Annotated in this window: 12 protein-coding genes; 7 read left to right on the top strand and 5 right to left on the bottom strand. The window is 64.5% G+C overall.

Features of this window, described 5'->3' with window-relative positions:
• The first annotated feature begins 5 nt into the window (after window positions 1–5).
• Window positions 6–1,286, top strand: coding sequence for a hypothetical protein (locus CH285_RS23555; RefSeq protein ID WP_032371008.1), 1,281 nt, complete (start codon window positions 6–8; stop codon window positions 1,284–1,286).
• Window positions 1,287–1,316: 30 nt separating this feature from the next.
• Here the strand turns inward: CH285_RS23555 and CH285_RS23550 are convergent, their stop codons facing one another.
• Entirely contained in the window at window positions 1,317–2,441 is a 1,125-nt protein-coding gene (locus CH285_RS23550; protein WP_094642957.1) for an adenosine deaminase, read from the bottom strand.
• Between the two features lie 244 nt (window positions 2,442–2,685).
• Between CH285_RS23550 and CH285_RS23545 the strand changes: the two genes are divergently transcribed.
• On the top strand, window positions 2,686–4,188 hold the full coding sequence (locus tag CH285_RS23545) for an APC family permease (RefSeq protein WP_032371009.1): 1,503 nt from the start codon (window positions 2,686–2,688) through the stop codon (window positions 4,186–4,188).
• Between the two features lie 19 nt (window positions 4,189–4,207).
• Window positions 4,208–5,062: a universal stress protein gene (locus CH285_RS23540; RefSeq protein ID WP_032387041.1), complete on the top strand. Its 855-nt coding sequence runs from the start codon at window positions 4,208–4,210 to the stop codon at window positions 5,060–5,062.
• A gap of 72 nt (window positions 5,063–5,134) precedes the next feature.
• On the opposite strand, the gene CH285_RS23535 is transcribed toward CH285_RS23540, so the two are convergent.
• A complete protein-coding gene (locus tag CH285_RS23535; RefSeq protein ID WP_094642956.1) occupies window positions 5,135–6,556 on the bottom strand; it encodes an NAD(P)/FAD-dependent oxidoreductase in 1,422 nt (473 codons plus the stop codon).
• A complete protein-coding gene (locus tag CH285_RS23530; RefSeq protein WP_032366673.1) occupies window positions 6,553–8,055 on the bottom strand; it encodes a gamma-aminobutyraldehyde dehydrogenase in 1,503 nt (500 codons plus the stop codon). The genes CH285_RS23535 and CH285_RS23530 overlap by 4 nt, the downstream gene beginning before the upstream one ends.
• Window positions 8,056–8,197: 142 nt before the next feature.
• Here CH285_RS23530 and CH285_RS23525 point away from each other — a divergent pair, with 142 nt between their 5' ends.
• Complete coding sequence (locus CH285_RS23525) at window positions 8,198–8,662, top strand: Lrp/AsnC family transcriptional regulator (RefSeq protein ID WP_032366674.1); 465 nt, start codon at window positions 8,198–8,200, stop codon at window positions 8,660–8,662.
• The gene (locus CH285_RS23520) at window positions 8,659–10,026 is read left to right on the top strand and encodes an aspartate aminotransferase family protein (protein ID WP_027496423.1); all 1,368 of its coding nucleotides are present in this window, start codon (window positions 8,659–8,661) and stop codon (window positions 10,024–10,026) included. Before CH285_RS23525 ends, CH285_RS23520 begins: the two co-directional genes overlap by 4 nt.
• 9 nt (window positions 10,027–10,035) lie before the next feature.
• On the opposite strand, the gene CH285_RS23515 is transcribed toward CH285_RS23520, so the two are convergent.
• Together CH285_RS23515 and CH285_RS23510 are read right to left on the bottom strand one after the other, a co-directional pair.
• Window positions 10,036–11,319: a thymidine phosphorylase gene (locus tag CH285_RS23515; protein ID WP_032408072.1), complete on the bottom strand. Its 1,284-nt coding sequence runs from the start codon at window positions 11,317–11,319 to the stop codon at window positions 10,036–10,038.
• Entirely contained in the window at window positions 11,312–11,725 is a 414-nt protein-coding gene (locus CH285_RS23510) for a cytidine deaminase (protein ID WP_027496421.1), read from the bottom strand. The genes CH285_RS23515 and CH285_RS23510 overlap by 8 nt, the downstream gene beginning before the upstream one ends.
• Window positions 11,726–12,059: 334 nt before the next feature.
• Between CH285_RS23510 and sdhC the strand changes: the two genes are divergently transcribed.
• The gene (gene sdhC / locus CH285_RS23505; RefSeq protein ID WP_027496420.1) at window positions 12,060–12,401 is read left to right on the top strand and encodes a succinate dehydrogenase, cytochrome b556 subunit; all 342 of its coding nucleotides are present in this window, start codon (window positions 12,060–12,062) and stop codon (window positions 12,399–12,401) included.
• Window positions 12,401–12,853 (top strand): succinate dehydrogenase hydrophobic membrane anchor subunit, encoded by a 453-nt coding sequence (locus CH285_RS23500; RefSeq protein ID WP_027496419.1) that lies wholly within the window; start codon window positions 12,401–12,403, stop codon window positions 12,851–12,853. The genes sdhC and CH285_RS23500 overlap by 1 nt, the downstream gene beginning before the upstream one ends.
• Window position 12,854 lies beyond the last annotated feature (1 nt).

Below are 12,854 nucleotides of genomic sequence, written 5' to 3'. Positions count from 1 at the left end.
GCGCCATGGCTGGAGACATCATCCCGATCGAACTCGGTCTGACCGCCGGTGACTTCTCGACACTGTGGGCACCGGAGTGGCGAGAAGGCGACGACGAATGGGAGGCATTCCTCGGACACGAGGAAGATCTCTACGGATTCGCCACGGTTGCCGAGCTCGCCGCATTCGTCCGATCCGACGACGACAACGACCTCGTCGACCACCCGTCGTGGCCGGTGGTGTCCGCTCTCGCGGCCTACGAACTCGAGCCCGACGAGCTGCATCGGTTCGACCTCGTCGCAGTGCCCGAGTTGGTGGCTGCAGACCCCGAAGCCGACGTTCTCGCCGAACTGCAGGCCACCTTCGACATTGTCTCGTCCATCGGTGATGTCTGCGAACTACGGCCTGTCACAAGCTTTTTCGGAACAAATCCGTTCGTCGGAGCGGTGGCCGGTGGCGTCGAGAACTTTCTCGGCCGTGAAGGTGCCGAGCTGTGGGACCGCATCGGCGCAGCAGTGGCGAAGCATTGGGACGAAGTCCTCGACGCAGTCGATTCCATCGTGACCTCCCCCGACGTCGACAGCGCCGCCGTTGCCGTCGCCGACGCGGAGATCACCGCGGCTGCGGAGAACGCCGTCGATGCAGACGACGCAACGGACGACATCGACGACGACACCGAGGACGAAGAGTCCGACGACGACGCAGAGAGCGACGAGGACGACGCCGACCGAGATCCCATCGCCGCTGCCGCGGCGGAGGAGACGTTCTGGACCACCGTCGGTATCGATCCCATTCGCATCATCACGTCCGACGACACGCTGTACACCCTGCGGTGCTACCTCGGCGACAAGCCCGTCTTCCTCGGCCGCGGTGGCGCCATCAGCGTGTTCGGGTCCGAGCGGTCGCTGGCTCGCTATCTCGCCGACGATCACGATCACGATCTGGCGCAGGTCAGCACCTACTCCGATGTTCAGACCGCCGCGATCGACGGCTCACTGGACATCACGATCACCGACGACAACGTCTACGTCTTGCCCGGACTCGCCGACGACCTTGCCGACGGGCCCACCGCGGTGGACGTCGATCAGCTCGATCTTGCCGTCGAATTGTTCACCGATGCAGCCGATTTCGCCGGCGACAGCTCGGTGGACGAGGCCCTCGCCACGTCCACACCGTTGGGCTGGTACGTCTCGTACACCCTCGAGCCCAGTCCCGATCGGCTGGCCCCGAGCGCACCGTTCGACGTCGAGGCCGAGGCCTGGCGCGCCCTCGAGCGAGAGTTCGAGAGCCGTCTCCGCAAGAAGTAGGGCGTTCTCGCCCGGCCGCGCGCTCGCTCCTCAGCCGATCAGCACCGCGTAGCCGGGCTTGATGACGTCGTCGATCAACGCCAATCGCTCGTCGAACGGCAGGAATGCGGACTTCATCGCATTGATGGTGAATCGCTCGAGGTCACTCCACCCGTAGCCGAACGTATCCACCAGTTTGACCATCTCTCGGCTCATCGAGGTGTCGCTCATCAATCGGTTGTCGGTGTTCACGGTGACGCGAAACCGCAGTCGTGCGAGCAGATCGAAGGGGTGCGTCGCCAACGATTCGACGGCACCGGTCTGCACGTTGGAACTGGGGCACAACTCCAGGGGCATCCTGGTGTCGCGGACGTACGCGGCCAACAGACCGAGTGACGGCGCGCCGTCGGAGTTCGTGGTGATGTCGTCGGTGATGCGCACGCCGTGTCCGAGCCGGTCGGTTCCGCAGAACGCCACCGCTTCCTGGATGGACGGCAGACCGAAGGCCTCGCCCGCGTGAATGGTGAAGTGCGCGTTGCTGGCTCGCATGTATTCGAAGGCATCGAGATGGCGGCTGGGAGGGAAGCCCGCCTCGGCCCCGGCGATGTCGAAGCCCACCACTCCGCGGTCACGGAAACGCACCGTCAGTTCCGCGATCTCTCGTGAACGTGCGGCGTGCCGCATGGCCGTCAGCAGGGTGCCTATGGTGATGTTCTTGCCCCGCACCTTGGCTGCGGAGATGCCCGCCTCGAAACCGGCGAGGGTGTGGGTGACGACCTCGTCGAGGGTCAGCCCGCGTTCGAGGTGCTGTTCCGGCGCGAAGCGCACCTCGGCGTACACGACGCCGTCGTCGGCCAGATCCTCGGCGCATTCGCGCGCCACCCTGAACAACCCCTCGGGGGTTTGCATGACGGCCACGGTGTGCGCGAAGGTCTCGAGGTAGCGCTCGAGCGATCCACTGTCCGCTGCGTCGCGGAACCACTCCCCCAGAGCGGCACCGTCGGTCGCGGGTAACCCGTCGTATCCGCATTCGTCGGCCAGTTCGAGCACGGTCTGCGGTCGGAGTCCGCCGTCGAGATGATCGTGGAGCAACGCCTTCGGAGCCGACCTGATGGACGCGAGATCGAGTGGCGCACTGCCACCGATCGGGGACTGAGTGTTCTCCGCGGTGCTCATGTGTCGACGGTAGCGCGCGTCGTGCGCGGACGCGCGCCTGTCATCGCCACTCGGCGAGTCCGCGGATTCCCCCGACGTCCGCCACTTCCGCGACCTATTTCGTTGCATTGTTACTCCGATGAAAACTATTCCGTCGATACACAGCGAATCGGCGACGGAAATCGTAGTGTTCATCCATCACACGCGACCGATTCTGTCGGGTCCCCTTCCGACGCCTCGGTCGACTCGAACCTCGGAGAGACCTATGTCGATTGCGGAACCGCCCAACACCATTCCGGGCAAGGGACTCAACACCGGCGCGCTCGGGTTGGTCGGCAACATCGTCATCGGACTGTCGGCGGTGGCCCCGGCCTACAGTCTCGCCGCCACCCTCGGCTACGTCGTTCTGGCCGTCGGCGACAAAGCACCGTCGATGTTTCTCATCGCCTTCGTTCCGATGCTGCTCACCGCCTTCGCCTACCGCGAGCTCGGGCGCGACACACCGGACTGCGGTACGTCGTTCACCTGGGGCACCAAGGCCTTCGGGCCCTGGGTCGGTTGGATGGCCGGGTGGGGGCTGGCCGTCTCGGCGATCATCGTGCTGGCCAATGTTGCCGAGATCGCAGCCATCTACCTGTTCGAGTTCCTCGGCCTGTCGGACTTGGCGGAGTCCACCGCGGCCAAGGTCGCCCTCGGTTCGTTCTTCATCGTCGCGATGACCTACGTGAGTTTTCGCGGCATCCTCATCAGCGAACGCATGCAGAACGTGTTGCTGGTCGTCCAGTTCGGCGTACTCATCGGAGTGTCGGTGACGGCACTGGTCAAGGTGGGGACGGGTACGGCCGGTCCGCAGGCCATCACGCCGCAATGGAGCTGGTTGGTGCCCACCGGGGTGACGATGTCCGACGCGGCCCAGGCCATCATCCTGTGCATCTTCATCTACTGGGGATGGGATGCCTGCCTTGCCGTCGGCGAGGAAACGAAGGACTCGGAGAAGACGCCGGGACGAGCCGCAGTGATCACCACGCTGATTCTCGTCGCGACCTACGTGCTCGTCGGATACGCCGTGCAGTCGTTCGCCGGGTTCGGAGACACGGGTATCGGTCTGAACAACCCGGACAACGTCGACGATGTGCTCACCATTCTCGGCGATCCGGTCGCCGGCTCGATCGTCGCGTCGCTGCTGCTGTTGACGGTGTCCATCTCGGCGCTGTCCTCTACACAGACGACCATCCTGCCCACGGCCCGCGGAACACTGTCGATGGCTGTGTACGAGGCAATCCCCAAGCGGTTCGCCAGTGTGCACCCCAAGTACATGACGCCCGGCTTCGGCACGCTCGTCATGGGTGCCGCAGCCCTGATGTTCTACCTTGTGCTCACCTTCGTCAGCGCCAACGCGCTGCAGGATTCGGTGGCATCGCTCGGGCTCGCGGTCGCGTTCTACTACGGCATCACCGCCTACGCGTGCACCTGGTACTTCCGTCGGACACTGTTCTCGTCCGCCCGAAACCTGTTCATGCGCGGCATCTTTCCACTTCTCGGCGGGCTGTCCATGACGTGGGCGTTCGTACAGAGCGCAGTCGACATGATCAAGCCCGACTACGGTTACACCGTCTACGGTCCGATCGGCGGAGTGTTCGTCCTCGGTGTCGGCATGCTGGTACTCGGAATCCCACTGATGCTGCTCTGCTTCGTGGGTAACAAGGATTTCTTCCAGGGCAAGACACTCACCGCGTCCACCGAAGTCAAGGTTCCGGACACTTACTAGAAGAGAAGGACCGAAACTCATGAAGATCACCGTCGGCTACCTCGCCACCCCCAGCGGCGACGACGGCGTAGCCCTGGCCACCGCCCTCGCCCGCGCCCTCGACGCGTCCATCGACATCGTGCTGGTCATGGCCGTCGACGAACCTGTCATGGAAGGCAGCGGACCGTATCGAAAGATCCTCGAGGCCAAGGCGAAGGGCTGGGTGGACGACGCGGCCGCCCAGGTCCCGTCGGGTATCGAGGTGACCACGCACGTGCTCAGCCACGAGTCGTTCGCCCGCGCCCTGATCGACTTCGCCGTGAACTCCGATGCCGACATGATCGTTGTCGGCGGTGCCAGTGACGGCCTGCTGAACCGACATTCGATCGGCTCGGTCGCCGGTCAGCTTCTGCACGCCTCGGAAGTTCCGTTGGCACTTGCCCCTCGGGGTTACCGGCTCTCCAGCGCACCGATCACCGATCTCACCGTCGCCGTCCCAACCCGGTCATCCGCCCCGAACCCGTTGCCGTTCGCTTTCACTCTCGCCAGCGCTGCGCACGTGCCTCTTCGATTGGTCTCGCTGGTCTCTCTGGAATCGACCGGAACCCCGCGCGACGAGACTTCACTGGACACGCGTCGACGGCAAGTCGCTGCCGCACAGGAGAATCTGGAACTCGCGGCCCGCACTCTCCCCGGCATCGAGGGCCTCGAATCCGTGGTGGCCGACGGGTCGACACTGGACGAGGCCGTGGGCAACCTCGAATGGAAGCCGGGCGATGTGTTGTTGCTCGGCTCGAGTCGGCTGGCGACCCCCAAGCGAGTGTTCCTGGGCTCGAGTGCCGCCAAGATTCTGCGTGCTGCCCCGGTGCCGGTGGTCGTCGTTCCGCACGAGTAGAGCGGCTTCGCCGCATGTGAGTGGAAATGCGTAGCGGAGCCCGAGTTTCCACTCACGTGCGGCGCAGCCGCTCTAACTGTCGAAGCCCAGACCCAACGCGTCCATTCCCTTCAGCCACAATCCCCGCCGCCCCTCGTTGCGGTCTGCACGAGCGAATTGCGCACGAGTGATGTTGATCCCGATCGACTTGAGGGGCTCGGGTGGAAACGGCAACGGCTTGGTACGCACCATCTTCAGGCGCGTTCGTTCGGTATCGCGTCCGTCGAGCAGATCCAGTGCCGTTCGGGCCCCGAAGTGCGACGCGCCGACGCCGAGGCCGGTGAACCCGGCCACCGACGCCACTCGCCCGTTCATACCCAGATCCCAGAAGGCGCTGAACCGCGAGCACGTGTCGATCGATCCGCCCCACGCGTGGGTCGCACGGATTCCCTCGAGGGCTGGGAACATCTGCAGCAGATGTTCGGCGAGCAACGCGAACTCGTCTGGATGTTGGGTTCGGCGTGGGTCGGTGTCGCTACCGTAGAAGTAGTGCGCGTCCCACCCACCGAACAGGATGCGATCGTCCGCCGTCAACCGGAAGTAGTGGAATCGATTGCCGGAGTCGGCCAATCCTTCGCGGCCGGACCAGCCGATTGCGGCGAGCTGCGCAGACGTCAGCGGTTCGGTCATGATCACGTAGTCCCACACCGGGACTATCCAGTGACGGAGCTTGCGGCGCAACGATTTCGATGCCGAGGTGGCCAGCAGAACTTTGGCGGCCTCGATGGTGCCGTAGCCCGTCTTCACCCGAATACCGTTGCCGGACTTGTCGATCGACAAGGCCCGAGTGTTCTCGTGGATGCGTACGCCAAGCGACTCCACCGCGTCGGCCAGGCCCCAGGCCAATTTGGCAGGATCGATCATCGCGACGTCGGGGTCGAACAGGGCACCGCGCGCCATCGGTGAGGTGATTCTGGCTCTCACTGCAGCGGCGTCGAAGTATTCCATCGGTTGCGACAGTCGTCTCCCCTCGTCGCCGAGCTCACGGAGGTCGTCGACCTGCCAGTCGAAATTGGCGATGTCGAGCTCGCCCGTGCGTTCGATGTCGGCGTCGATTCCGTACTTCTTCGCAGTCGCGCAGATCGCGTCGAGCGTCTCGGTTCCCATTCGCAGCAACTCGGGTAGTTCGTCGGCATACCGGTCGAGTCCGTTGCCCAGTCCGTGCGTCAGGCTGGCCGCGCAGAAGCCGCCGTTGCGTCCGGTGGCACCCTCGGCAATGCGGTCGCCTTCGAGCAAGACAATCGATCGGTGCGGGTTCTCCTCTGCCGCGTGCAGAGCCGCCCACAATCCGGTGAACCCGCCGCCGACGATCACCAGATCCGCAGACGTCGAACCGGAGTGCCGCGGCCTGGGCGTCGGTCGTTCCGGTCGGTCGAGCCAGAAGGGCTGCGGCGCTGCTCCGAGAACCATCGCCACGCCGCGATCGGTGGGTTCGGTAGCCCAGGATGCGCTCATCGTCGTAGCTCCTGATCCTCGGGTCCTGCGCTAGCGAAAACGGTGCGATGCCAGGACTTTCGGGCCACACCGGTGATGTCGGTCATCACGTGTTTGACGGTGAGGTACTCGTCGAGCGAGTAGCTCGACATGTCCTTGCCGAACCCCGAGGCTCCGAATCCGCCGTGCGGCATCTCGCTGATGATCGGGATGTGGTCGTTGATCCACACACAACCGGCCGCAATCTCCCGCGACGCTCGGCCCGCGCGGTACACGTCGCGGGTCCACGCCGAGGCCGCCAGTCCGAACGCGGTGTCGTTGGCCCGCCGAATCGCATCGTCGTCGCCGTAGTGCCGCGACACCGTGAGCACCGGTCCGAACACCTCGTCGCGGTAGATCTCGTCCTGCTCACCCACATCGGCGATCAACGTCGGCGGGTAGAAAGCACCCCTACCGTCCGGGACACGGCCTCCGGTGACGATCCTCGCTCCGGTATCGCGAGCCCGATCCACCATGGCCGCAACCCGATCCCGATGCGCGATCGAGATCAGCGATCCCATGTCGGTCGCCGGATCCGTCGGATCTCCCATGACGACGCGTTCCATCACCTCGGCAACTCCGGCGACGAAATCGTCGTACAGCGAGTCCGCGACGATGGCGCGGGTTGCTGCCGTGCAGTCTTGTCCGCCGTTGATCAACGAACCGGCGACGGCACCGTGAATCGCAGCCTCGAGGTCGGCATCGTCGAACACCACGAAGGGGGCCTTGCCGCCGAGTTCGAGCTGCACCCGGGTGCCGTGCACGGCTGCCTGCGACATCACCTGCCTCCCGACGGGAGTGGAACCGGTGAAAGTCATCAGGTCCAGGCCCGCATGCGAGGACAACGCGACTCCGGCCTCCGCTCCGGTTCCGGTGACCACGTTGAACACCCCGTCGGGCAGGCCGGCCTCCGAGGCGAGACGCGCCAGACGCAGCGTGGTCAGAGGCGTGAGTTCACTGGGCTTGAGCACGATGGAACACCCGGCCGCCAACGCCGGGATCGCCTTCCAGACGGCCATCTGCAGCGGATAGTTCCACGGCGTGATCGATCCGACCACGCCGACCGGGTCCCGTCGGATGGCCGAGGTGTGTTCGCCCGAGTACTCGGCCGCTGCCTTGCCGTCCAGATGTCGGGCAGCTCCGGCGAAGAACTCGATGTTGTCGACGCTGCCCGGAACGTCGAACTCCGTTGCCAGACGCACGCTTTTGCCGGTCTGGGCCACCTCTTCGGTGGCGAATTCGGCGTCGGCCGCCACCGATCGCGCCAACTCGGCAAGCACCGCGCCGCGCTGGGCCGGAGTTGCGGTGGCCCACTGCGGTAGCGCCGAGCGCGCTCGAACGAGAGCCGCTTCGACGTCCGCTGCCGTGGCGAGACCGAACTCGGACACCACGGTTCCGGTCGCCGGGTTCTCGACGCCGCAGCGGTCGCCGCTGCCGTCCACTGCGCGTCCGTCGATCCAACAACCAGGAATGTTCGCCATGACTGCACGATACCGACCGATCCACGGATTCGCCCGATTTCCGATCCCGCAACAACCGATTCTGTCGTCGAAACAGGTATTTATTGCGAATTTCATCGCCTATCGCTTGTGTCGGCGGCGGTGTCGGTGACAAGATCGACCGATGCCGGATCAGTCACCCATCGCACTCGACGACGTCTCCAAGGCGATCATCGAACAACTTCAGGAGGACGGGCGACGCTCCTACGCCGCGATCGGCAAAGCCGTCGGGTTGTCGGAAGCTGCCGTGCGGCAACGTGTTCAACGCTTGACGGACTCCGGTGTCATGCAGATCGTCGCCGTCACCGATCCGGTACAGGTCGGATTCAAGCGGCAGGCCATGATCGGCATCAAGTGCACCGGAGACAGTCATGCACTGGCCGAGCAACTCTCGGCGATCGACGCGATCGACTACGTGGTCCTCACGGCAGGCTCCTTCGACATCGTTGTCGAAGTGGTGTGCGAGGACGACGAACAACTACTACGGATTCTCAACAAGCAGATCCGCAGCCTCGACTCGGTCACCAGTACCGAAACCCTGGTCTATCTGAAACTCGTCAAGCAGCAATACAATTGGGGAACACGATGACGCGAACCACATCCGAGCTCGACGCCTCCGCGGCAAAGCATCTGTGGGGCCACTTCACCCGTCACGGCGGCGGGGTCACTCCCCCGATCATCACCCGCGGCGAGGGTTCGACCATCTGGGACTCGAACGGCAAGAGCTACATCGACGGTCTGTCGGGCCTGTTCGTGGTTCAGGTGGGGCACGGCCGCGAAGAACTGGCCGAGGCCGCGGCCAAGCAGGCCAAGGAATTGGCGTTCTTCCCACTGTGGTCGTATGCCACCGAGCCTGCCATCGAACTCGCCGAACGGCTCGCCGGATACGCCCCTGGGGACCTCAATCGAGTTTTCTTCACCACCGGCGGTGGCGAAGCAGTCGAGAGCGCGTGGAAGCTGGCCAAGCAGTATTTCAAGAAGGTCGGCAAACCAGGTAAGCACAAGGTGATCTCGCGTGCCATCGCGTACCACGGCACCCCGCAGGGCGCTCTGGCCATCACCGGTATCCCGGCACTCAAGGAACCGTTCGAACCGTTGACCCCGGGCGCATTTCGGGTGCCGAACACCAATATCTATCGGGCTGCGGCCCCCATGGACACCGATCCCAAGGCGTTCGGAATCTGGGCGGCCGACCGCATCGCCGAGGCCATCGAATTCGAGGGCCCCGACTCGGTGGCAGCCGTGTTCCTCGAACCGGTCCAGAATGCGGGTGGCTGCTTCCCTCCTCCACCCGGATACTTCGAGCGGGTCCGCGAGATCTGCGATCGCTACGACGTCCTGTTGGTCTCGGACGAGGTCATCTGCGCGTTCGGGCGCATCGGATCGATGTTCGCCTGCAACGACTTCGGCTACGTGCCCGACATCATCACCTGCGCCAAGGGAATGACCTCGGGCTACTCCCCCATCGGCGCGATGATCGCCTCCGACAAGCTCTTCGAGCCGTTCGACGACGGCACGTCGAGCTTCGCCCACGGCTACACCTTCGGCGGGCACCCCGTCTCCGCAGCCGTCGCGATGGCCAATCTCGACATCTTCGAACGCGAGGGGCTCAACGCCCACGTTGCGGACAACGCACCCGCGTTCCGCGCGACGCTCGAAAAACTGCACGATCTGCCCATCGTCGGCGATGTGCGGGGCGAGGGGTACTTCTACGGCATCGAGTTGGTGAAGGACAAGGCCACGAAGGAAACGTTCAGCGACGCCGAAGCAGAACGCATCCTCCGCGGGTTCCTGTCCACCGCCTTGTTCGACGCCGGGCTGTACTGCCGGGCCGACGATCGCGGCGACCCGGTGGTACAGCTGGCTCCGCCACTGATCTGCGGGCAGAAGGAGTTCGACGAGATGGAACAGATTCTGCGCAGCGTGCTGACCGAGGCGGGCAACCTGATCTGATCGCCGGTGCTACTGCCCGATACGGTCGATGACGAGGGGGGTCGGCTGCGCGGCGGTGGTGCCGATCTCCCAACTGCCCTCGAGGGCCTGCTGCGCGTAGTCGAACTTCTCCGGGGTGTCGGTGTACAGGGTCGCGAGCCGATCCCCGGCCCGCACCCGATCGCCCGGCTTGGCGTGCAGACGCACGCCGGCTGCGCTCTGTACCGGCTCGCCCTGCCGCTCCCGGCCCGCGCCGAGCCGCCACGCCGCGAGGCCGACGCCCATCGCATCCAAGCCGGTAACGACGCCGTCCTGCGTCGCAGTGAATTCCTGGCTCTCACGGGCGACCGGCAGCGCGGCGTCGGGGTCGCCGCCCTGCGCCGCGATCATCGTGCGCCACCGGTCCATGGCGGACCCGTCGGCAAGCTTGTCTGCCGGATCGATGCCCTCGATCCCGGCCGCGGCGAGCATGGTGCGTGCCAGGGTGATCGTGAGTTCCACGATGTCCGCCGGCCCGCCGCCGGCCAGAACCTCCACCGACTCCTGCACTTCGAGCGCGTTGCCCGCGGTGAGGCCGAGCGGTGTGTCCATCGCCGTCAGCACCGCCAGGGTCCGTACGCCCGCATCCGTTCCGAGTTCGACCATCGCCGTTGCCAGTTCGCGTGCATCGTCGACGTTCTTCATGAACGCGCCCGCCCCGACCTTCACGTCGAGCACCAACGCGCCCGTGCCCTCGGCGATCTTCTTGCTCATGATCGAACTGGCGATCAACGGAATCGACTCGACGGTTCCGGTGACGTCGCGCAGGGCGTAGAGCTTCTTGTCGGCCGGAGCCAGGTCTGCGCCTGCCGCGCAGACCACCGCGCCCACGGCGGGGTCGGCAAGAATCCGGTGCATCTCGTCGCCGCTGAGATCAGCTCGCCATCCGGGGATGGACTCGAGCTTGTCCAAGGTGCCCCCGGTATGCCCCAGCCCGCGGCCCGACAGTTGCGGCACCGCCGCTCCGCACGCAGCGACCAAGGGTGCGAGCGGCAGCGTGATCTTGTCTCCGACGCCACCGGTCGAGTGCTTGTCCACGGTAGGGAGCGGCAACGCGGAGAAGTCCATTCGCGTGCCCGACGCGATCATGGCGTTCGTCCATGTGCTCAACTCCCGGCGCGACAATCCGCGCAGCAGAATTGCCATCGCCAACGCCGACATCTGTTCCGGCGCGACGCTTCCGCGGGTGAACTCGGCGATCACCCACTCGATCTGCTCGTCGTCGAGAACGCGTCCGTCGCGTTTGGCGCTGATGATCGATACGGCGTCAGGCATGGTTGTTCACGCGTCCTTCGTCGAGGTTGTCGGGGCCGAATGCGTCCGGGAGCAACTCTGCCAGTCGACGCGGCCCGGTGGCGGTATCGACGAGCAGATCCGCGCCGCCGAACTCGTACAGCAACTGCCTGCACCGCCCGCACGGCATGAGGATCTCGCGTCGGGAATCGCAACAGGAAAAGGCAACGAGCCTGCCCCCGCCGGTCGAGTGCAGGTTCGACACCAACCCGCACTCGGCGCACAGGCCCAAACCGTATGAGACATTTTCCACATTGCACCCGGTGACAATGCGATTGTCGTCCACCAGAGCTGCCGCGCCCACCGGAAAATTGGAGTACGGGGCGTATGCGTGCCTCATGGCCCCATGGGCATTGTCGCGCAACGCATTCCAGTCGATTTCGTTCATGGTCACCCATCCAATCACGCTGTCTGAATTGATGCAGAAATCTACCCGAAACCGCCCGATTGAATTGGGAAGGCAAACCTAACACGGGATTTCGGCACCATACGAACCTCGAGTCGAATTAGTTCCGTGTTTCGAATGGGTTTACAGTTTCTATCAAGCGGCTAGTACAACCAGCACTAGGGCCGAATCGCGACAAATCGAGCCAGGTTAAGCCCGGCCACCGGGCTCGACGCGTCCACCAACGACGTTGGAGGCATTGCACTCGATGAGTAGCACGACGGAAGCCGCTCCGGTCAAGGAGCGCAAGCGGTCTCTGTACCGCGGGGACCCGGGAATGTGGTCCTGGGTTCTGCACCGCATCACAGGCGTGTTGACGTTCTTCTTCTTGTTCGTCCACGTTCTCGACACGGCGATGGTTCGGGTCAATCCCGAGACGTACGACGCCATCATCGAAACCTACAAGACCCCGCTCGTCGGACTCATGGAACTCGGCCTCGTCGCGGCAGTGCTGTACCACGCGTTGAACGGCATCCGAGTCATGCTGATCGACTTCTGGGCCAAGGGACCGCAGTACCAGAAGCTGATGCTCTGGGTCATCGCAGTCGTCTGGCTCGTCGTCATGATCCCGGGCGCGGGACGAATCTTCTACAACATGTTCACGGCGGGTGGTCACTGATGTCGACGCAGGGTCCCGAGGCGAAGGTCCTCGGCACGAACTACGACCGTCCGGCCAGCCTGGCCAACCCGCGTTCGCCGCGGCGTCAGAGCAAGGGCAACTTCGAGCTCTACGCGTGGCTGTTCATGCGGTTCTCCGGCCTGGCACTCGTCGTGCTGGTCCTGGGCCACATGTTCATCATGCTGATGCTCGACGACGGCGTACACCGCATCAACTTCGCCTTCGTCGCCGGCCGTTGGGCCAGCCCGTTCTGGCAGTTCTGGGATCTGACGATGCTGTGGCTGGCACAGCTGCACGGCGGCAACGGTCTGCGCACCATCATCGCCGACTACTCCCGCAAGGACTCGACGCGATTCTGGCTGACGACCTTGCTGGTGCTGTCGATGATCCTCATCATGGGCGTCGGCACCTACGTCATCTTCACCTTCGATCCCAACATCTCGGCGAGCTAAG

This window comes from Rhodococcus sp. 05-2256-B1, assembly GCF_002258465.1.
Classification (GTDB): Bacteria; Actinomycetota; Actinomycetes; order Mycobacteriales; family Mycobacteriaceae; genus Rhodococcoides; species Rhodococcoides fascians.
This window is presented reverse-complemented; position numbering and strand designations above follow the sequence as displayed.

Coding starts and splice junctions, on each gene's coding strand:
- CH285_RS23555 (WP_032371008.1), top strand. CDS start 6: ATGGCTGGAGACATCATCCCGATCGAACTCGGTCTGACCGCCGGTGAC.
- CH285_RS23550 (WP_094642957.1), bottom strand. CDS start 2,441: ATGAGCACCGCGGAGAACACTCAGTCCCCGATCGGTGGCAGTGCGCCA.
- CH285_RS23545 (WP_032371009.1), top strand. CDS start 2,686: ATGTCGATTGCGGAACCGCCCAACACCATTCCGGGCAAGGGACTCAAC.
- CH285_RS23540 (WP_032387041.1), top strand. CDS start 4,208: ATGAAGATCACCGTCGGCTACCTCGCCACCCCCAGCGGCGACGACGGC.
- CH285_RS23535 (WP_094642956.1), bottom strand. CDS start 6,556: ATGAGCGCATCCTGGGCTACCGAACCCACCGATCGCGGCGTGGCGATG.
- CH285_RS23530 (WP_032366673.1), bottom strand. CDS start 8,055: ATGGCGAACATTCCTGGTTGTTGGATCGACGGACGCGCAGTGGACGGC.
- CH285_RS23525 (WP_032366674.1), top strand. CDS start 8,198: ATGCCGGATCAGTCACCCATCGCACTCGACGACGTCTCCAAGGCGATC.
- CH285_RS23520 (WP_027496423.1), top strand. CDS start 8,659: ATGACGCGAACCACATCCGAGCTCGACGCCTCCGCGGCAAAGCATCTG.
- CH285_RS23515 (WP_032408072.1), bottom strand. CDS start 11,319: ATGCCTGACGCCGTATCGATCATCAGCGCCAAACGCGACGGACGCGTT.
- CH285_RS23510 (WP_027496421.1), bottom strand. CDS start 11,725: ATGAACGAAATCGACTGGAATGCGTTGCGCGACAATGCCCATGGGGCC.
- sdhC (WP_027496420.1), top strand. CDS start 12,060: ATGTGGTCCTGGGTTCTGCACCGCATCACAGGCGTGTTGACGTTCTTC.
- CH285_RS23500 (WP_027496419.1), top strand. CDS start 12,401: ATGTCGACGCAGGGTCCCGAGGCGAAGGTCCTCGGCACGAACTACGAC.